The following is an 18,968-nucleotide window of genomic DNA, read 5'->3' on the forward strand; positions in this document are numbered from 1 at the left end:
GCCGGCGTGGCATTGCCGCAGCTCAGAAGCGGGTGCCCTGAGGTATCTGTGACTCAACTCATAGTCAATCGCGTTCCGGTCCGGTCCGGCGAGGCATGCCGCGCAGGCGAAAACTCCGGCATGCTTGGGGGGTGGATGCGTTCTTCGAGTTCGTGGGCAGTTACTGGTGGCTGGTATTCGTGTTCGGCGGCGCGATCGGCGGCGGCCTGAAGACGATCGGTGCGGCCAACGAGCGTCGCGCAGAGCGCAGGCAGGAGCGCTATCGCCTCAAACAGCAGGCGAAGATCGCGGAGATCGAGGCCTCCGGGCAACGGCGGTCAGATGCCGAAGCCGTGAAGCGGGACATCGCGAAAACCCTCGACGAGCACAACCAGACCGATGCCCGCTGGTTCGCCTATGAACTCGATGCGGCCACCCTGCTCGACTTCCCGATGATGATCGATCTGCGGGACCCCCTCACGATCGATTTCCACCGCGCGAAGCGCAAGGCCGATCTGTTGCGGCCCGACAGCGGCGACGACCTCATCGAGGACAGCGAGCGCCGCCGGGAATACCGCGATGCGGTCCACGAGTACGCCACCGCGTTCGACGTGGCCGAAACCGAAGCGAAGCGGCGTCGTCGATCGGGATTCACCGAACCGGAGCAGGAGCGGTTGCGCCGTGGCCAGAGCCTGCTGCATCTGGCGCAGGACAGCGAGGCACCCCAGCACGAGCGACGCAGCGCCTATGACCGGGCGCGCAAGGAACTGGACGGGTTGATCGTGTTACCGGCCGCCACCACCCAACAGCTCGAACAGCGGGTGGCCGGTCAACTCGAGCGGTGACCGACCACCCGCCACCGAGCCGGACCGGTCAGTCCCGGGGCGGTGGGGCGACTGCGACACCGCCGGACTCGTGTTCGGGGCCGGCGTCCGGGTGTCCCTGGGGTACCCGGCTCCGGAACCGGGCGGCCTCGCTGGACCTTTCCGTGTCGACGGCGCTGTGCGGTGCCCGGTGGTAGGGGCCGGGCTTGGGTCGCGACTGGCCGCCGGGAAATGCCAGGCGGAAGATGGTCCGGTGCACCTGTCCCCATTGACGACCGAACGGACCTGAGTTGTACGGCAGTTCGTAGCGCTCGCAGATGTCCTTCACCTTGGGCGCGACCTCCGAGTAACGAGTACTCGGCATGTCGGGGTAGAGGTGGTGCTCGACCTGGTACCCCAGGTTCCCGCTGATCACGTGAAACAGCGGGCTGCCCTCGATGTTCGCTGATCCGAGCAACTGCCGGAGGTACCAACCGCCGCGGGTCTCGTCCGCGGTCTCCTCCTTGCTGAAGGTGTACGTCTGGTCGGGGAAGTGGCCGCAGAATATGATCGCGTGCGCCCAGACGTTGCGGATGATGTTGGCGGTGAAGTTCGCCGCCAGCGTCGCCAGGAACGTCTGCTCGACCCCGGGAAGCGTGCGATCCATCAGCTCGGCGGCAACGGTGGCGCGCTTGCCGGCCCCGGGCGCGCGACGCAGGCGCTTCGCCAACCGCGACTTCCTGGGTTGAGCGATGCGCCCGCCCGACCCGAGCTGAGTCAGGGCGAAAGCACCGGCACTGATCGCCGGCCACCCGATGTAATCCTTGATCACCTGTCGCCGCGCCTTGACGCCGATGCCTTTGAGGTCGTGCCAGAGTTCCGACATCGACTTCTCGCCCTTGCGAATGGCGTCGAGGTCGAGGTCGTGCAAGGCCACACCCCACTCGAAGAAGGCGGTCAGCAGCATGTTGTAGAACGGCTGCGCCAGGTACACCGGATTCCATGGCTGGTGCGGATCGATCCGCATGATCTCGTAGCCGAGATCCTTGTCCTTACCCCGGATGTTGGTGAAGGTGTGATGGATGTAGTTGTGCGAGTGTTTCCACGCCTCCGCGGTCGACGCGGTGTCCCAATCCCAGACCGAGGAATGGATGTCGGGGTCGTTCATCCAGTCCCACTGTCCGTGCATGACGTTGTGGCCGATCTCCATGTTCTCGAGGATCTTCGCCATACCCAGGCAGGCGGTGCCGGCGACCCAGGAGACCTTCGACCTCGATCCCAGCAGTAGCACCCGGCCGGCGACGGCCAGGTTCCGCTGGGTGGCGATCACCGTCTTGATGTACTGGCGGTCGCGTTCCCCGAGATCTCCGTAGACCTCGTCGTGGATGGCGTCGAACTCCTTGCCCAGCATTTCGATGGTTTCGTCGGACAGATGGGCGAGCGGACTCTGCCCGTCGTCGGCCCTGGCTCCGGTGGATCCGGGGCGGGTTCTGCCCTTGGCTTCGTCGATCGTCATGACTCTCCTTCGATCTACAAATCGATTTCGATGTCGCCTTCGGCGCTGTTCACGCAGATCCGCACCGAGGCGCCGGCCGGCTCGCTGACTTCACCGGTACGTAGGTCTCGTAGACTTCCCGATTTCAACGTGCCCACACACGTATGGCAGATGCCGATTCTGCAGCCGTACTTGAGTTCGAGCCCGGCATCTTCCCCTGCGGCCAGAATTGTCTGTCCCGGTTCGCATTTGGTATCGGTCTTGCTGCGGACGAACCGCACCGCGCCGCCCTCACCGGCACCGGCGGCACCGCCGATGATGGGCTGGAACCGCTCGAAATGGATGCGGTCCCCGACATCGTTGCGTTCCCAGTGTTCGACGAAGGTATCGAGCATTTCACCCGGTCCCGAGCACATGGCCTCACGTTCGCGCCAATCCGGGCACAATTCGTCGAGATCGTCGGTTCCGAACCGGCCGTTCTCGGCGGTGAGCCGGATGGTCAGGTGCATGCCGTCCTGGCGTCGATCCATCTCCCGCAGGTCGTCGTGGAACATCACCTGCGATTCGGTGCGGGCCGAGTGGATCACCACCACATCCTTCATGGCGTTGTTGTGGTCCAGACTGCGCAGCATGCTCATGATCGGTGTGATGCCGCTACCGGCGCTGATGAAGAGCATTTTCTCCGGACACGGATCGGGGAGTGTGAACACACCCTCGATTTCGCCGAGCCGGATGATCTCTCCCGGCCGGATCTTGCGCACGAGATACGGCGAGACCACACCGTTCTCGACGAGTTTGGGGGTCACTGCGATCAGCCCGTCCCGCGGTTCGGGGTCGGACGTCAACGAATAGGCCCGCCAGTGGAACACGCCATCGATCACCACACCGAGGCGCACGTACTGACCCGGCAGATGGCCCGGCCACTCGTACCCCGGCTTGATCCAGACGGTCGCGGCGTCAGAACCCTGCTGCTGGACCTCTTCGATGCGACCGCGCAGCTCCCGCGTGGTCCACAGCGGGTTGATCATCTCGAGGTAGTCGTCCGGCTGTAACGGGCTGAACAGATGGCTGATGGCTCGGAGCGCCTTTCGGCGCAAGGCCGGGACTTGCGGCTTGGCTCCGCGTTCAGCCACGGCTACCCCACATCGCCTCGGACAAGATCGTGCTCGATGGCATTTTCACCCCCGGGTCCGGCCGCGCATCCCGCGATGCACGGACATATCGGTCACCTGCTCGGCGGCTCCGCAGCCGGCGGCTGCAGACCTCAACCGGACAGGTCTCTGGTTTACCCCGCTGCCACGCTCCGAAACATCTTCAGGAATTGCCCGCCGGTTCCCTCGCCGAGTCGGTCGGTGCCGGTGGTACGACGCCCGTCGCCAGGTGGCGTGCGCTCGTGAAGCGTCCGAGCGCCGCGGCCTGCTGATCCATCAGCGGAAGGTCGGTCGATACCCGCTCGAGGACCCGACGATTGACCTTGGTCGACGAGAGCACCGGCTTGAGCCAGCGCGCCACGCCGACCCAGCGAGGTACGTACACATGGTTCTTGCGCCGCTCGATGCCGTTGACAAAGGCATCAACGCAGTCCTCGAGGGGCACCACCTTGCTCAGTGGCCGGGGTAGAACGTCTAGGAGATCGTTGAACGTGGGCACATCTTTTTGACCGTCGCGCACCATCGGGGTGTCGATCCACGACATGTGGGCGCTGCCCACCGCGACGCCGTGATGTGCGACCTCGAACCGCAGGGCATTGGCGAAATGCTCGATCCCGGCTTTGCTGGTGGTGTAGGCCGCCGACCCGGGAATCGCACCGTAAGCGGCCATCGACGACACCACCAGGACGTATCCGCGTCGCTCGATCAGATGAGGCAGAGCTGCGCGAACGGTATGGAACACTCCGGTGACGTTGATGTCGATGACGCGGCGGAACGTCGCCGGATCGACGTGCAACACCGACCCATAACTCGCGATACCGGCGCCGGCCACAACCACATCGATCCCACCGAAGGTGCTCACCCCGGACTCTGCGGCCGCCTCGACTGCGGCCAAATCGGTCACGTCCGCGATTGCGGAGACCGCGGCGTCGGGTCCGAGATCATCGGCGAGTTGGCGAAGGGCATCCGCCTCGACGTCGACGAGGATCACTTTTGCGCCCCGAGCGGCCAGCGCCCGGGCGGTTGCGGCGCCGATGCCGCTCGCCGCCCCGGTGATGAGAACCACCTTGTTGTCCGATGTCGCCATGGTTCGCCGTCCTTTACCGAGGGTGGGAGGTTCGCTCCCTTGCGGGCGCAGACAGCTTAAGAAGGCCGGCCCCCGGCGGCGCGAGTAGTGGACTACCCCAATCCCGAGCGGGTTCAGCCCGCCTGCGGGACGCGTTTGCTCAGGAGCCAGGCACCGATGCCCACCGCGGCAAACACCACGGACACCGTGATCAAGGTCAACGCGAACCCGCGGTCACCGCCGCCGTAGACGGCCATCAGGGCGACGCTCACCGCGCTGCCGACGGAGAACCCCAGGTATCGCAGCACCATGTTGAAAGCCATCGCGCTGCCGGTTTCTTCGCTCGGTACATGCGGAATGATCAGCACTGCGAGCGAAGAGAAACTGAACCCACTGCCCAGGCCGCCGACGGCCATCCAGAGCACCGCCCATGCGACATGGTCGTGAACAAGGGCCACGCCCACCGTGGAGCACATGAAGATCCCGCAACCCAACGGCAGCACCAGGTCTGGGCCGAACCTGTCCACGGCCGCCAACGACAGGCGACTGCCGACCACACTCATCAGCGAATACGGCGTCAGCATCAACCCGGCCACGGCCAGTGACTGGTCCAGTCCCCAGTCAGGGTTCTGGACGAGCACGATGACGAGCGTGAGTAGCGTGTACATCGCGATACCGGCGCCTGCGGCAACGAGGTTGGGCGCGGCCACCCCGGGCCGGACCGCCAGCCGGAGATCGACGAGCGGTTGTTCGCGGCGCAGTGTCCACACGATCCACAGCGCGAACGCGGCCACGCCGACGACGGAGAGAGCCAGCGTGCGTGGTGCCAGCCAACCCCAGCTGTCACCGTGGCTGACGGCGAGCAGGAACATGGCGGTACCGCTCGACAGAAGCACTGCGCCAAACCAATCCACGGACATCCGGGTGGAGGTGCGCGAGTCGGGTATGTACCGCACGGCCATGAGCAGCGTGATCAGGCTCAGGATGGCGCCCAACCAGTACGCCGCATGCAAACCCCACAGATGGGCCACGGTTGCGGTGATCGGGTAGCCCAGGCCGGCCCCGGCGATACCGGTCACCGACAGCAAAGAGATCGCCGACGCCAGCCGGCGCGGCGCAAATGATTCGCGGGCGACCGCCATCGCGAGGGGCACCAGCGCCAGACCGACCCCCTGCATCGTCCGGCCGATCACCAGCGCCTCGAAACCCAGTGGTAGAGCAGCAAGTACGGATCCGGCCGTCACGACGGCGAGGCCGACCAGAATCGTCGGACGTCGCCAGGAACCGCCGCCGAGCCGGCCCAGGACCGGCGTCGCGATGGCTGCCATCAGCATGGTGGCGGTGAGCGTCCACTGGGCCTGGGTGATCTCGACGTCGTAGTCGGTCGAGATCTTCGGCACCAGTGGTGCGCCGAGGCTGCTGACGATGGACGTGATGGTGGTAACGAGCCCCAGGGTGAACAGCAGGATGCCGTACCGGGGCGGGCCGCCTTTCGCGGTCATCAACGGGTGATGACCACTTCCACGATCACGGTCGCCGCTCGGATTCCCACTGCGCCAAGATGGTTCGAAGGATGCTCACCAGCGGTAGCGGCTGATCCATCATCGGGTGGTGTCCGGCGTCCGGGAGGTCGACCACGGTGGCCGGGTTGGCGAACAACCCGGCGATTTCCTGGGCCATCTCAGGACTGACCATGCCCAGCTCGCACCGGATGTACAGCGACGGGGTCACGATCTTGCCGAGCAGCTCACGAAGATTCACCAGGTGCCCGGCTTCGTGCCGTTTGCGGAACATCTCCGGATCGAACTTCCACATCCAGCCGGCCTCGGTCTGCGTCACCGATTCTTCGGCGACATGCCTGGCCACGTAGGGCAGCAGGACATCCTGCCTCGGCTCGGTCCGGAACCGGACGCAGATCTCGTCCCGGTCGGCATAGGCCTTCGGGACACGGGCCAGCTGCCGGATGATGATCTCCTCCGGCGGTTCGTCGAACAGAGGTGAGTCGATGATGACCAGGCCCGCGGCGGCATCGGTGTGCAACGCGCCGAGTACCGCGGTGACCCAGCCGCCCATGCTGTGGCCGACCACGTAGGGCTTGCCGGCGATGCCACCTGCCGTGGCTGCCGCCAGGACCTCGCTCGTCCAGCCGTCCATCGGGTACTGCTCACGGATCTCGCTGTCACCGTGTCCGGACAGGTCGACCGCGACCACCCGATGTGTCGACGCGAGGAGCGGAGCGATGTGATCCCACCAGCCCGAATGTGCCGATCCGCCATGGACCAGCACCACGCCGGGTCTGCCTTCGTCGCCCCAGCAGCGAAGGTGCACGCGGGCGCCGGAGATCTCGACGTCACGGTGTTCGGGTTTGTCTGCCAGCGCGGCGGCGAACCAACGCGGCTCCGTGACCGGGCGGGGGGTATCGGCCGTCATCGCTCACTCCTTTGCCACGCAAATATTCGCCCAGCCTATCGACCAGCGAGAACCGGTTGTTTGTCGGGACGCAACTTACGGTCCCGGCGAGGGGTTGCCCTGCATCGCAGGTGCGCCCAGGATTGGCCGATGACCAGTGGTCCCGACGACGAGGAGTGGTACCGCGAGGAACGGCAGGAGACCCCGACCCAACAGCTGGACCGCAACTGGTCGAACCTCCTGCAAGAATTACGGGTCGTTCAGACCGGGGTCCAAGTGCTCACAGGCTTTCTGCTGACCATCCCGTTTCAGGACCGCTTCTACGAAGAGGACGACTTCTTCAAATACCTTTACCTGGCCACGATGGCGGCCTCGGTGTCGGCAACCGTGCTGTTGTTGGCCCCGGCCTCCATGCACCGCATACTTTTTCGGAGGCATCGACTGCCGGAACTGGTGCAGTCCGGGCAACGATTCGCGCTCGGTGGGCTGATGCTGATCGGAGTCGCGATGACCGGGGTCGTGATGATGGTGTTCGAGCTGGTGGTGGGACGGACCGCCGGGATCGTGGCCGGCACCCTCGCGGCACTGGGATTCCTGTATTTCTGGTTCGTCTTCCCATGGCGGTATCGCGACCGCGAGCGGTGATCCGAACCGTGGTGACTCAGTCGTCCTTGGTGTCGTCGTCCTTGTGGACGAGCTCGGGTGCGACCTCCCGGGTGGCCATTCCGCCGGTGCCGCCCTCGTCGACAGGTCCGGGTCGTCCGCCTTTGGGTTCGTCGTGGGTGTGGTCCGAGGCCTTCTTTTTGTCGGTCATCGTTAAAGGGTAGGCGCTCGCACAGTGCGATGGCATGCTCCGTTCATGGCCATCGACCTTCCCACCGCTCGGCGACTGTGGCGACTACTCGAGCCCCTGCACGCCGTCACCTACTTCTCCGACGAGACCCGCGAGGCACTGTCGGCTGCCGGTTACCGGGGCTTCTGGATGGGCTACTTCGCTGCTCGGGCAGCGCCGCTGGGACCGGTCGGCCCGGAGATCGTCACGGCGCTGTTCTACAACTTCACGCCGTCGCACGTGGCCAGGGCGATCCCGGACGCCTGGGACTTCGCGCCCCCGGAAACCGCGCTGAAGGCCCGTCAGGACGCAGCGGCCGCGACGCTGAACCGCATGCTCGGCGACGAGGCCGCGGCCACCATCGACCGGGTGGTCGCGTTGCTGTACCCGGTCGCACAGAACGCAGACCTCGGCGGGCGGGCCCTGTTCGCCGCGAATGCGGCACTGCCCTGGCCGACGGACCGGGTCGGTGCCCTGTGGCATGCGGCAACCCTGTTGCGTGAGCACCGGGGTGACGGACATGTCGCCGCCCTGACCGCGGCCGGGATCAGTGGCCGGGAAGCCGGTGTCCTGCATGCCATCGCCACGGCGCTCCCACGTTCGGTGCTCGACGCCGGGCGTCGGTACACCGACGAGGAGTGGGAGTCGCTGACGGAGAGTTTGGCCGATCGGGGTCTGCTCGACCGCTCCGGCGCCATCACGCCTGCCGGCCGGGCACTCAAGGCCGACATCGAGAACACCACCGATCGGCTCGCCGCGCCCGCCTACGCGCGGCTGACCGCCGGTGCTGTCGACGACCTGACGACGTCACTGCTGGAACTGACCAAGGTGGTGGTGGCCACCGGGGAGATCCCGTCGGCCACCCCGATCGGACCTGACCTCGACAACGTGGGCTGAGCCGCGATTACACTCGGCCCCATGGGTTTCGACGAGGGCATCATTGCCGAGCGGGACCGGATCCACGCCGCGCAGGCATCGGTCATGCGGGCTCCGCCGATTACGAGAGGTAGACCACCCGCGTGATCCCGGTGATCGCACTGACCCCGGCCTCAGGCTCGGCGCCTACCAACGCGTTGTCGTCTGCGGCGGGACCAGCGCCCCGCGGTCGGTGTCGACGATCTCTGCGCCGAGCGGGAGCAGTGACACCGGGATCATCTTGAAGCTCGCGATTCCGAGCGGGATGCCAATGATGGTCAGGCACAACGCGATACCGGTGGCGATGTGACCCAAGGCCAACCAGATGCCGGCGAAGATCAGCCAGATGACATTGCCGATGGCCGACCCCACGCCGGCCGTGGGTTTGCGGATGACTGTCCGCCCGAAGGGCCAGAGCGCGTATGCCGCGATCCGGAACGACGCGATACCGAAAGGGATGGTGATGATGAGAATGCAGCAGATGATGCCGGCGGCGACGTATCCCAACGCCATCCAGAATCCACAGAGCACAAGCCAGATGACGTTCAGGATGGTCTTCACCGCACCCATTGTGCCAAAGTTGTCCAATTCAGTTCGGGCGAATGAATTTACGGGAGCGTATCGATGAGGTTGGGCCTGCGAGAGGTCGTGTGGTCGCTGGCGGTCGCCGTGATCCTGGTGGTCCGGCTGGTCACCACCCTCACCACTGCGCTGCTGATCATGGGCTGGATCGTCGTGGCATTCAGCTCGGGTCTGTGGAACGGCTGGTTCTGGCCCGCGGCGATATCGGGCGCGCTCCTGGCGCTCAGCACCTTCCTCTACAACCTTGCGAGGGGCTAGCGCTCACACCCCGAGATAGGCCAGAACCGCGAGCACCCGGCGGTTGTCGTCGGCCGACACGGGCAGGTCGAGTTTGGTGAAGATGCTGTTGGAGTGCTTGCTCACGGCCTTCTCCGAGACGAACATCGCCTCGGCGATCGCCGCGTTCGACCGCCCTTCGGCCATCAACGACAGGACTTCTCGTTCGCGGGTCGAGAGGCGGTCCAGCGGCCCGTCGGAGCGTTGTCCGGTCAACAGCTGGGACACCACCTCGGGGTCGAGAACCGTGCCGCCACCGGAGACCTGGCGGACGGCGTCGATGAATCCGGCGACGTTGGCCACCCGGTCCTTGAGCAGGTATCCGACTGCGCCTTCGCCGCTCTCGAGCAACTCCCGCGCGTAGAGCTGCTCCACATACTGCGAGAGCACCAGAACCGGGAAGCCGGGGCGTTGACGGCGGATCTTGATCGCCGCCTGCAGACCCTCGTCGGTGAAGGTCGGTGGCATCCGGACATCGAGTACGGCCAGATCGACGGTCGCGTCGGACAGTGCGGTGTCGAGTTCGGTTGCATTGTCGACGGCGGCGACCACGTCCATCTGATGGGCGGCCAGGATGCGCGACAAACCGTCACGCAACAGGGCGTGATCCTCGGCGATCACGACGCGCATGGAACCTCCATCGAGATGATCGTCGGACCACCGACCGGACTGTGGACATACAGCGAGCCGTCCATGGCCTTGAGTCGTTGGGTGACGCCGTGTAATCCCGATCCGGTGGCCACCGCACCGCCGATCCCGTCGTCACCGACCTCGACCCTGAGCACGCCCGCGAAGACACCCATCGAGATCCAGGCGTTGTGAGCGTGGGCGTGTTTACCGACGTTCGCCAGCGCCTCGGCCACCGCAAAGTAGACGGCATTCTCCATTGCGGCCGGAAGACGTTCCTTGACAGCGAGATTCAACGTCATCGGGATCGGCAGGTCGAGTGCCAGTGCCTCGACGGCCGGCCCGACCCCGCGGTCGGCGAGTATCGGTGGATGGATGCCACGGACCACCGAACGCAGATCACCCAGCGCTGCGGTCGCCGACGCGCGGGCCTCGGCCATCAGCTGTTTGGCGGCAATCGGGTCATTGTCGACCTGGCTTTCGGCCAAACCGATGGTCATGCCCAACGCGGCGAGGCGGGCCTGGGCCCCGTCATGCAGGTCCCGCTCCACACGTCGAAGCTCGGCGGCGGCCGAATCGACTGTCGCGGCACGGGATTCGGTGACCTCGTGGACCCGGGCCTCCAGCACCTCGTTGCGGCTGCGGTTCAACGCCATCAGGTCCATCACGGCCCGGGTCCTCATCAACGGCTCCACGAATGGGAGCAGTACCACCGTGGCGGAGAGGATCACGCCGACAAGCGAGATCACGAAACCGATCGTGGACGCCAACGCCAGCCATCCGAGATCCCGCCATCGCAAGGAGTCGGAACTCCAGACCATGAGCAGGTGGAAGATCTTGCGACTGTGCTGGGTCGGTTTGTAGTCGCCGGGGAGCCACCGGCGATCGAGGACGCCGGCCGCCATCCGGCGATGAAGGTCGCAAAAGGCGCCGGTGATCGGAACCTTGACCCACAGCACCAGGCCGCCCACGGTGATCAGAACAAGCGGGATCGCCACGACCTGCACGACGAACAGCACCAGTGCCACCGGCGCGAGCAGTGCGGTGGTGAGGGCGTACATCGCCGCCCGCAGCCACCGGACCACCAGAGTCGGGTGTTCGTCGAGATCCACTGCTTCCTCCCCGGTCGCGATCATCCGCCGCGCCCGTCCTGCATCGGTGCAAGAACTACATCCTGCCCGGTTCTGCGGTGAATGACAGTAGTGCTGGGCCCACCCTCCATGGTGGACAATTTCGCCGCGATTGGGGGGTTTATCGCTCCTGACCTGCTCGTCCGGGTCGACAAAGGTGGTAAATGCCCCGGTGTCCGCCGGGAAATCCATCCCGAGGCACCCGCCTCACAGCATCAGGAGCTCCCATGAGACAGATGACGCGAGGGCCGCAGGCCGTCGCCCGGTGGAGCGCGCACAATCCTTGGCGCGCAATCGGACTCTGGCTGGGGCTGGTGGTGGTAGCGGTCGCGTTCAGTGCGATGATCCCCACCCAGCAAACGGACGACGCCGACTACCGCACCGGCCAGTCCGGTACCGCGGACCAGATGATCCACGACGCCGGGCTCGCCGCACCCGACAGCGAGTTCGTCCTGATCACCGGTGATCAGGACGAGGCAGTGGCCGCGGCCGCCGAACTCCGCGAATACCTGACGGGTTCATCGGAGGTGCAGGAGATCTCGTTGCCGGCGCAGTCGCCCGACGGTTCGGTGCAGTTGGTCTCGATCTCCCTGCGCGCCCCGCCGGGAGACGAAGACCCCACCATCGCCGACATCAACGCGGCAGTGGCGGCGGCCGGCACCGATCATCCGAACCTGCAGTTCGGGCAGACCGGTGACGTGTCGCTCGATGAGGCGATCAATGAACGAGTCGCCGAAGACCTGACCTCGGCCGAGATCATCAGCATCCCGATCACGTTGGGCATCATGCTCTTTGCCTTCGGGGCCCTGATCGCCGCCGGCATCCCGGTGTTGCTGGCCATCACCTCGGTGGTCGCGACGATCGGCATCTACGCGCCGATCTCCCACTTCGTGCCGTCCGAGGACACCGCGTCGTCGATGGTGCTGTTGATCGGTATGGCTGTGGGCGTGGACTATTCGTTGTTCTACCTGAAACGAGAACGCGAGGAACGGCGCAAGGGCCACGGGAAGATCGATGCCGTCGAGATCGCGGCGGCCACGTCCGGCCATTCGATTCTGGTCTCCGGTGTTGCGGTGATCGCGTCACTGGCCGGTGTCTATGTACTCGGCAGCGCGACGTTCAATTCGCTTGCCACTGCAGCCATCATCGTGGTCGCGGTCGCGGTGATCGGTTCCCTGACGGTCCTGCCCGCGCTGCTGGTCAAGTTCGGCCGGTGGGTCGATCGTCCACGTGTGCCGCTGCTCTGGCGACTCAACCGACGGATCGGTGACGGTGGGATCAGCACGCGCATCATCGGACCGGTTGTCACCCGGCCGGTGATCGCACTGGTCGCCGGGCTGGCGGTCATGCTGGCACTGGCGATCCCAGCATTGACCATGACGCTGCGCAGCGCCGGTCTGGACACGCTGCCGCAGGACATCCCCGCGGTCGCGGTGGCGCAGCAACTCGATGCCGAGTTCCCCTCCGAAGGATCGTCGGCCAATGTCGTGGTCTCCGGCGGTGATCCGGCCGCGGTGAGCGCGGCGTTGACCGACGTGGGGGAGGCGGCGACCGAGAGTGGGGCCTGGACCGTCACCCAGGAGCCGGTGACCTCGTCGTCGGGAACCACCACCGAACTGCGGCTCGCCAGCACCTTCGAACAGGGTGCCACCGACGCCGAAGAAGCCATGCTCGACCTGCGGACCACCGTGGTGCCCGACCGGGTGGACGGTATCGGCGGAACCGAGTTCGCGGTCGGCGGTCAGATCGCCGAGCAATACGACAGCACCAAGGCATTGTCGGACGGATTGCCGATCGTGGTCGCGGTGATCCTGACCCTGACCATGCTGATGCTGGTGGCCACGTTCCGGAGCCCGGTGATCGCCCTGGTCTCCACGTTGCTGAACCTGATGTCGGTGGGTGCGGCGTTCGGCGTGCTCGCGCTGGTGTTCCAGCACAGCTGGGCCGAAGGGCTACTCGACTTCACGTCCAACGGCACGGTTGTCGAGTGGATTCCGATGTTCCTGCTCGCGGTGCTCGTCGGCTTGTCGATGGACTACCACGTGTTCGTACTCAGCCGGATCCGCGAGGGTATCGACAACGGCCTGCCTCCGAAGGTGGCGGTACGGGCCGGGGTCACCCAGACCGCGGGGGTGGTGACCAGTGCCGCGCTGGTGATGGTGTCGGTGTTCGCGCTGTTCGCCGCCCAGAGCATGGTCGAGATGAAGCAGATGGGTGTGGGTCTGGCGGTGGCCATCCTGATCGATGCAACCGTGGTGCGGTTGGTGCTGCTGCCCTCGATACTGGTGCTGCTCGGGAACCGGGCCTGGTGGCCGCGACGCACCCGGACCGACGAACCGGTGGTGCCGAATCGCCAGGTCGCGCCTGTGACGACGTGACGTGGTGCACACTTGAGGATGTCGGGGTTCGAGGCGAAACGGAGGCGACGCGGTGAGCGAGTTGCAGACACCTCCCCGCGACTTCTGGTCCGCACTGGAACCAGGTGAGGATCCGGCCGCTCGTCTGGAGCAGGTCCGCCGCGCCCATGAACTCTTCGTTCAGACCGGCACGATGTCCCCGGCCACCGGCCGCACCTCGGTGCGGTCGGTGGTTCGGGATTCCTGGATGAGATCGGTCAAAGGTGGCGTCAGCCCCTCCGGGATGACCGATGACAACAGCATGTCGTGGAACGACTTCGTCGAGTACCGCAACGGCCATCCGATGGCCACCGCATACCCGCTGGTCCGTTCACTCATGCTCGATGAGGTTTCCGATTCCGGCGTGGTGGTTGCACTCACCGATGACGTGGGTCGGTTGTTGTGGGTAGAGGGTGACCACAAAGCGAGAGACCAGGCCGGCGACATCAACTTTGTCGAAGGGGCGTTGTGGGCGGAGCAGGTCGCCGGCACCAACGCCCCAGGTCTGGCTCTTGAGGTCGACCACGGGGTACAGATTTTCGGGGCCGAACATTTTGCGGTGCGGGTGCAGGACTGGAACTGCGTCGCGGCGCCGGTGCACGACCCGGTGACCGGTGCGGTGATCGGGGTCATCGACGTGACGGGTGGCGAGCGGGTGGCCACCCCGTTCGCGTTGTCGATGGTGAAGTCGGTTGTCGCCGCGGTCGAAGGCGAGTTGCGGATCCGGTCGCTCACCGGCGAAGGGGCCCGATCGGAGCGCTCGGATGTTCCGCGTTTGACGGTGCTCGACGGCGATCGTTACCACTGGCGTCCGGCGGGTCGGCCGGCGATGCGCCTGTCGCGTCGGCATGCCGAGATCCTGGTATTGCTCGGGGAACATCCCGGGGGCCTGGGCACCGAACAGATCGCTTCCATGCTCGCCGACGACGGCGTCGACCCGGTGACGGTCCGCGCGGAGATCTCCCGGATGCGACGTGACCTGGGCCCCGATGTTGTTGCGTCCCGGCCATATCGGCTCACCGCACCCATCGACTCCGACCTCGGTCAGGTGCGCGGGATGCTGCGGACCGGCGACATCATCCGGGCGATCGAGACCTTCGGCCGCGGTGGACTGCTCAGTGTGTCCAGGGCACCCGGGATCGCCGACGTCTTCGAAGAACTCAGGGAAGATGTCCGTTCGGCCGTGTTGACGTCCGGGGACCCGAAGCTGTTGCGGGCCTGGACGGCCTCGGTCCACGGGCGTGAAGACCTGGCCGCGTGGCGACGGTGGGGCCAAACGCTGGCGCCGGGCCACCGGGATGAAGCGCTCATCCACGGTCGCGTACGTCTGCTCGACCGCCGTTTCGGAATCTGACCCGGCCGACCGGTTCTCTGTACTGATCGGCCCTGGTCAGAATCATACTCCCAATAATCAGAATGTTATTCTCGGCAGATCTGAGGACCGACTGTTGGGAGAGCATGTGACACACGCGGCGGAAGGCCTGGCCGGGCGACGGATCATCGTGACGGGCGGCGCCAGCGGGATGGGTGCGGGTTTGGTTCGCGCCCTGCCGTCGCTCGGCGCCTCGGTGGTCTCGCTCGACATGGCAGCGGAGGACGGTGGTGCCGTTGCCGCCGAAGCCGGTGCCCGGTTCATCGCCTGCGATGTCAGCAATCCGGCCGATGTGACCACCGCGGTATCGGCCGCCGTTGCACATCTCGGCGGGCTCGATGTGCTGGTTCATGCGGCCGGCATCGCCCCGGGCGCTGCGGCCGGCGAGATGCCCATCGAGCAGTGGAACCTGGCGATGGCGGTCAACGCGACCGGGACGTTCTTGATGAATCAGGCGGTCCTGCCGGCATTGATCGAAGCCGGTGGTGGACGGATCATCAACTTCGCTTCGGCGGCCGGGATCACGGGTTATCCCGGCAAGGCCGCCTACGCGGCATCGAAAGGGGCAGTGGTCGCCTGGACGCGCACGGTGGCGTTGGAATGGGCGACCCACGGGATCACGGTCAATGCCATCGCACCTGCCATCTGGACGCCGATGTACGACCGCACCCGGGCTTCGATGACGCCGGAGCAGCTTGCCGCGCATGACGCGAGCATGGCGAAAACCGTTCCGCTGGGCGGCCGTCTCGGCGATATCGACCGCGACCTGGTCCCGGTGGTGGCCTTCCTGGCTGGCCCCGGTTCGGGTTTCATGACGGGACAGATCTACTCGGTTGACGGCGGCAAATTGATGCTTCGTTGAGGAACCGTGGTTAAGCTGCCTCCATGGATCTACTACGCAACGTCGTAATACTTCTGCACATCGTCGGTTTCGCAGTCACCTTCGGTGCCTGGGTGGCCGAGGCGGCCGCTCGTCGATTCCGGACCACCCGGGTGATGGAGTACGGGATTCTGCTCTCACTCCTGACCGGTGTGGCACTGGCTGCGCCGTGGCCTGCGGGGATCGATCTGAACTACCCGAAAATCGGCGTCAAGCTGGTGATCCTGGTGGTGCTCGGTGCAGTTCTGGGGATCGGGAGCGCGCGCCAACGGCGTACCGGCGAGCCCGTCCCGCGGCCGCTGTTCTATGCCGTCGGGGCGTTGTCACTGCTGGCCGCGGGCATCGCCGTCATCTGGTGATCCACGCCGCGACCTCGGCGGCGTGAGCCAGCGACTCGGGATCGTCGGTTGCGACATAGCGATCGGCTGCGGCGTCATAGGCGGCGCCGGCGATCGACCCGTGATCGGCGTCGAGTTCGATCAGTTCGACGGGCCACCCCCACTTCTCGAGCCTGGCAGCGAACTCCTGGCTTGCGGCCGGCGGCACGGCGTCGTCGCGCATTCCGTGCAACAGGGTGAACGGCACCTGCTGTGCCGAAGCCGGGGGTTCTGTCGGTAAGTGCTCTCCGGTGATCGGATCCGTGGCCATGAACGCACCGGCCAGGCAGATCGTCCGAAGGATCCGGAGATCGAAGTCGCCGGCGTGGATGGTCAAACCCGCAGCCGCCAGGCCCCCGAGGGACCATCCGACCAGGATGAGGCCCTCGCTCCCTGCGCCGTGGTTCGCCGCGAAGTACGCGGAGGCGAGCAGATCCGCCCGGCCGTTGTCCGTGGCGTGCGAGTTCCAGTCGGGTGCGATGACATGAAAGCCGCGGTCCGCCACGAGTTCGGCAAGCGGCCGCACCGCAGCGCGGGCGTCGGTCTGCATTCCGTGCCAGAGCAATACTGCCTGGTTATCCGCTGTACCGAACACGTCGACCGACCGGCCCGGTGCGTACTCGATCGTCTCCATGCCTTAATGTCTGCCCGACTGCCGGGCGATTCAAACCTCGGACGCACAACACCGGGCACCATGCGTCTGGCAGATCAATCACCCTGTGCAACAACCGCGGCGACCAAGCTGTGGATTGCTGCCGCGAGCCGGCCGGTGTGATCGGTCCGAATATGTTCGAGGACGACATCGGGGTCGAGAGTGCTCAGCAGTACCCGCGCCAGGACCGGGGCATCGACGTCTGGTCTGGCCTCGGCGAGCAGCTGGGCGATGTGGCGATGCCAGAAGGCGTTGATCTCTTCCGCTTCGGAATGGGACGTCGCGTTGTCGTACGCGATCATGAGCTCGACGTTGTCCACGATCAGCGAGAACATGGCGTCGAAGAACGCCAGGAGCCGGTCGGCGGCGGGGGCGCCCGGACCCAGCGGGGGCGGCCCGTCGGTCACGGTCTGACGAAGAGTCTGGGCGCGCTCGACCACCAGTTCTCGCATCAGCCCCGCTCGGCTGCCGAAGCGATGGAAGATGGTGCCCTTTCCGACTCCCGCGGCCGCTGCGATCTGGTCGATGGAGAGGTTGGCGGCACCGTATTGGGCAAGTAGTCGGTCCGTCGTGTCCAGGATGGCGCGTCGATTGCGGGCGGCATCGCTTCGCTCGCGCCGCAAACCCTGCTGACTCATGTGTGCACCCTATTGGTTGACAAGTTGACCGCCGGTCCATATTCTACGGAAACCGTTAACTTGACCGCCGGTCATCTTATTGACAGTCCTTGGTGACGGACGGCCGAGCCTTGTTGTCGAGCTGATTTCGCCTGTTGCACAACAGATCCATCGTCATCTGGCGATGTCGGGAAGGACACCCCACGCATGGCACATTTTCCGAAACCGCCAGAGGGAAGCTGGACCGAGCACTTCGGTATCGACACCGGACCGATGTCGTATGACGACTCGATCAGTGCCGACTACTTCGAAATCGAGCGCGAGGCCGTCTTCGGTCATTCGTGGCTCAACGTCGGAAGGGTCGAGCAGGCGCAGACGGCCGGCTCGTATTTCACCAAGCCCATCGACGCGGTCCGCGCATCGGTTGTTGTCGTCCGTGGTGACGACGGGGGCCTGCGTGCCTGGAGATATGCGATAGGCGGGCAGTTCGCGTTTCTGCGGAATGCAGCCTTCGATCTGGAAAGCGTCGAAGATGGTTTGACCCCAGTGCAAGTCGGGATCTGGGAGGGCTTTGTCTTCGTCAACTTCGACGATGACGACACGCGGAACTTGGACGACTATCTCGGCAGGTTCGCTGCCGGCATGAAGGGATATCCCTTCGGCAAACTGACCCAGGTATACAAGTTCCGGTCGCATGTGCGGAGCAACTGGAAGCTGTACATCGATGCGTTCGCCGAGTTCTATCACGCGCCGGTACTGCACTCGAAACAGTATGTGTCCGACGAATCGAAGAAGCTGATGAGCTACGGATTCGAGGCGCTTCACTATGACATCGACGGCCCTCACGGCATGGTGTCATCGTGGGGCGGCATGGCGCCGCCGAAAGACCCGATGATGGTGAAGCCGACCGAACGTGTTCTGCGGAGCGGGAACTTCGGTCCATGGGACAAGCCTGACATCCCCGAACTCTCCTCGCTGCCAACAGGACTCAACCCGACGAAACATCGGTCCTGGGGTCTGGACTCCTACGTCTTCTTCCCGAACTTCATGATTGTCGTGTGGGAACCGGGTTGGTACCTGACCTATCACTACTGGCCGACCGCATACAACGAGCACATCTTCGAGGGCACGCTCTACATGGCACCGCCGGTCACGGCCTCGGACCGCATGCGTCAGGAGTTGGCGGCGGTCACGTTCAAGGAGTTCAGCCTGCAGGACTGCAACACCCTGGAAGCGACCCAGGCCATGCTCGAGACGCGAGCGGTGTCACGCTTTCCCCTCAACGATCAGGAAGTGCTTCTGCGACACCTGCATTCGTCGGCGCAGCGCTACGTCGAGGAAGTTCGCCGCCGCGCCGAGCCGGCACCTGCACCAGCGGTCCATCAGTAGCGATCTCAGGAGTCCGAAAC

General features: G+C 65.4%; 20 protein-coding genes. 9 read left to right on the top strand and 11 right to left on the bottom strand.

What is annotated here, in order from left to right; translation table 11 throughout:
- Positions 1-131 precede the first annotated feature (131 nt).
- A complete protein-coding gene (locus tag AC51GR_RS09915; RefSeq protein ID WP_496324454.1) occupies positions 132-824 on the top strand; it encodes a hypothetical protein in 693 nt (230 codons plus the stop codon).
- A 28-nt stretch (positions 825-852) separates the two neighbouring features.
- Here AC51GR_RS09915 and AC51GR_RS09920 read toward each other — a convergent pair whose 3' ends face one another.
- The 5 genes from AC51GR_RS09920 to AC51GR_RS09940 form a co-directional block, all read right to left on the bottom strand.
- Entirely contained in the window at positions 853-2,298 is a 1,446-nt protein-coding gene (locus AC51GR_RS09920; protein WP_496324455.1) for a fatty acid desaturase family protein, read from the bottom strand.
- Between the two features lie 14 nt (positions 2,299-2,312).
- Complete coding sequence (locus AC51GR_RS09925; protein WP_496324456.1) at positions 2,313-3,410, bottom strand: ferredoxin reductase; 1,098 nt, start codon at positions 3,408-3,410, stop codon at positions 2,313-2,315.
- Positions 3,411-3,591: 181 nt separating this feature from the next.
- Positions 3,592-4,515, bottom strand: coding sequence for an SDR family oxidoreductase (locus tag AC51GR_RS09930; RefSeq protein ID WP_496324457.1), 924 nt, complete (start codon positions 4,513-4,515; stop codon positions 3,592-3,594).
- Between the two features lie 113 nt (positions 4,516-4,628).
- Positions 4,629-5,996, bottom strand: a complete 1,368-nt coding sequence (locus tag AC51GR_RS09935) for an MFS transporter (RefSeq protein WP_496324458.1) — start codon at positions 5,994-5,996, stop codon at positions 4,629-4,631.
- 25 nt (positions 5,997-6,021) lie between these two features.
- A complete protein-coding gene (locus AC51GR_RS09940; protein WP_496324459.1) occupies positions 6,022-6,924 on the bottom strand; it encodes an alpha/beta fold hydrolase in 903 nt (300 codons plus the stop codon).
- A 129-nt stretch (positions 6,925-7,053) separates the two neighbouring features.
- On the opposite strand from AC51GR_RS09940, the gene AC51GR_RS09945 reads away from it, so the two are divergent.
- Positions 7,054-7,548, top strand: a complete 495-nt coding sequence (locus AC51GR_RS09945) for a DUF6328 family protein (RefSeq protein ID WP_496324460.1) — start codon at positions 7,054-7,056, stop codon at positions 7,546-7,548.
- Positions 7,549-7,564: 16 nt separating this feature from the next.
- Here the strand turns inward: AC51GR_RS09945 and AC51GR_RS09950 are convergent, their stop codons facing one another.
- Positions 7,565-7,717, bottom strand: coding sequence for a hypothetical protein (locus tag AC51GR_RS09950; RefSeq protein ID WP_496324461.1), 153 nt, complete (start codon positions 7,715-7,717; stop codon positions 7,565-7,567).
- 45 nt (positions 7,718-7,762) lie between these two features.
- Between AC51GR_RS09950 and AC51GR_RS09955 the strand changes: the two genes are divergently transcribed.
- Complete coding sequence (locus tag AC51GR_RS09955) at positions 7,763-8,632, top strand: SCO6745 family protein (protein ID WP_496324462.1); 870 nt, start codon at positions 7,763-7,765, stop codon at positions 8,630-8,632.
- 165 nt (positions 8,633-8,797) lie between these two features.
- On the opposite strand, the gene AC51GR_RS09960 is transcribed toward AC51GR_RS09955, so the two are convergent.
- Positions 8,798-9,211, bottom strand: coding sequence for a YccF domain-containing protein (locus tag AC51GR_RS09960; RefSeq protein ID WP_496324463.1), 414 nt, complete (start codon positions 9,209-9,211; stop codon positions 8,798-8,800).
- A 63-nt stretch (positions 9,212-9,274) separates the two neighbouring features.
- Between AC51GR_RS09960 and AC51GR_RS09965 the strand changes: the two genes are divergently transcribed.
- Positions 9,275-9,490 carry a hypothetical protein gene (locus tag AC51GR_RS09965; protein WP_496324464.1) on the top strand — a complete coding sequence of 72 codons (216 nt, stop codon included), beginning with the start codon at positions 9,275-9,277 and terminating at the stop codon, positions 9,488-9,490.
- Between the two features lie 3 nt (positions 9,491-9,493).
- Here the strand turns inward: AC51GR_RS09965 and AC51GR_RS09970 are convergent, their stop codons facing one another.
- A complete protein-coding gene (locus AC51GR_RS09970; protein ID WP_496324465.1) occupies positions 9,494-10,138 on the bottom strand; it encodes a response regulator in 645 nt (214 codons plus the stop codon).
- On the bottom strand, positions 10,126-11,271 hold the full coding sequence (locus AC51GR_RS09975; RefSeq protein WP_496324466.1) for a sensor histidine kinase: 1,146 nt from the start codon (positions 11,269-11,271) through the stop codon (positions 10,126-10,128). Before AC51GR_RS09975 ends, AC51GR_RS09970 begins: the two co-directional genes overlap by 13 nt.
- A 221-nt stretch (positions 11,272-11,492) precedes the next feature.
- Between AC51GR_RS09975 and AC51GR_RS09980 the strand changes: the two genes are divergently transcribed.
- The 4 genes from AC51GR_RS09980 (at position 11,493) to AC51GR_RS09995 (ending at position 16,272) form a co-directional block, all read left to right on the top strand.
- Complete coding sequence (locus tag AC51GR_RS09980; protein ID WP_496324467.1) at positions 11,493-13,643, top strand: MMPL family transporter; 2,151 nt, start codon at positions 11,493-11,495, stop codon at positions 13,641-13,643.
- Positions 13,644-13,695: 52 nt separating this feature from the next.
- Positions 13,696-15,015, top strand: coding sequence for a sigma-54-dependent transcriptional regulator family protein (locus AC51GR_RS09985; protein WP_496324468.1), 1,320 nt, complete (start codon positions 13,696-13,698; stop codon positions 15,013-15,015).
- Positions 15,016-15,121: 106 nt separating this feature from the next.
- Positions 15,122-15,895 (top strand): SDR family NAD(P)-dependent oxidoreductase, encoded by a 774-nt coding sequence (locus AC51GR_RS09990; RefSeq protein WP_496324469.1) that lies wholly within the window; start codon positions 15,122-15,124, stop codon positions 15,893-15,895.
- A gap of 23 nt (positions 15,896-15,918) precedes the next feature.
- Complete coding sequence (locus AC51GR_RS09995) at positions 15,919-16,272, top strand: Fe-S protein (protein ID WP_496324470.1); 354 nt, start codon at positions 15,919-15,921, stop codon at positions 16,270-16,272.
- Here the strand turns inward: AC51GR_RS09995 and AC51GR_RS10000 are convergent.
- On the bottom strand, positions 16,262-16,924 hold the full coding sequence (locus tag AC51GR_RS10000) for an alpha/beta hydrolase family protein (RefSeq protein WP_496324471.1): 663 nt from the start codon (positions 16,922-16,924) through the stop codon (positions 16,262-16,264). The two genes, AC51GR_RS09995 and AC51GR_RS10000, sit on opposite strands and share 11 nt — an antisense overlap.
- 74 nt (positions 16,925-16,998) lie before the next feature.
- On the bottom strand, positions 16,999-17,580 hold the full coding sequence (locus tag AC51GR_RS10005; protein ID WP_496324472.1) for a TetR/AcrR family transcriptional regulator: 582 nt from the start codon (positions 17,578-17,580) through the stop codon (positions 16,999-17,001).
- A gap of 186 nt (positions 17,581-17,766) precedes the next feature.
- Between AC51GR_RS10005 and AC51GR_RS10010 the strand changes: the two genes are divergently transcribed.
- The gene (locus AC51GR_RS10010; RefSeq protein WP_496324473.1) at positions 17,767-18,948 is read left to right on the top strand and encodes an RHO alpha subunit C-terminal catalytic domain-containing protein; all 1,182 of its coding nucleotides are present in this window, start codon (positions 17,767-17,769) and stop codon (positions 18,946-18,948) included.
- Positions 18,949-18,968: the final 20 nt, after the last annotated feature.

Source organism: Williamsia sp. z71 (genome assembly GCF_059553375.1).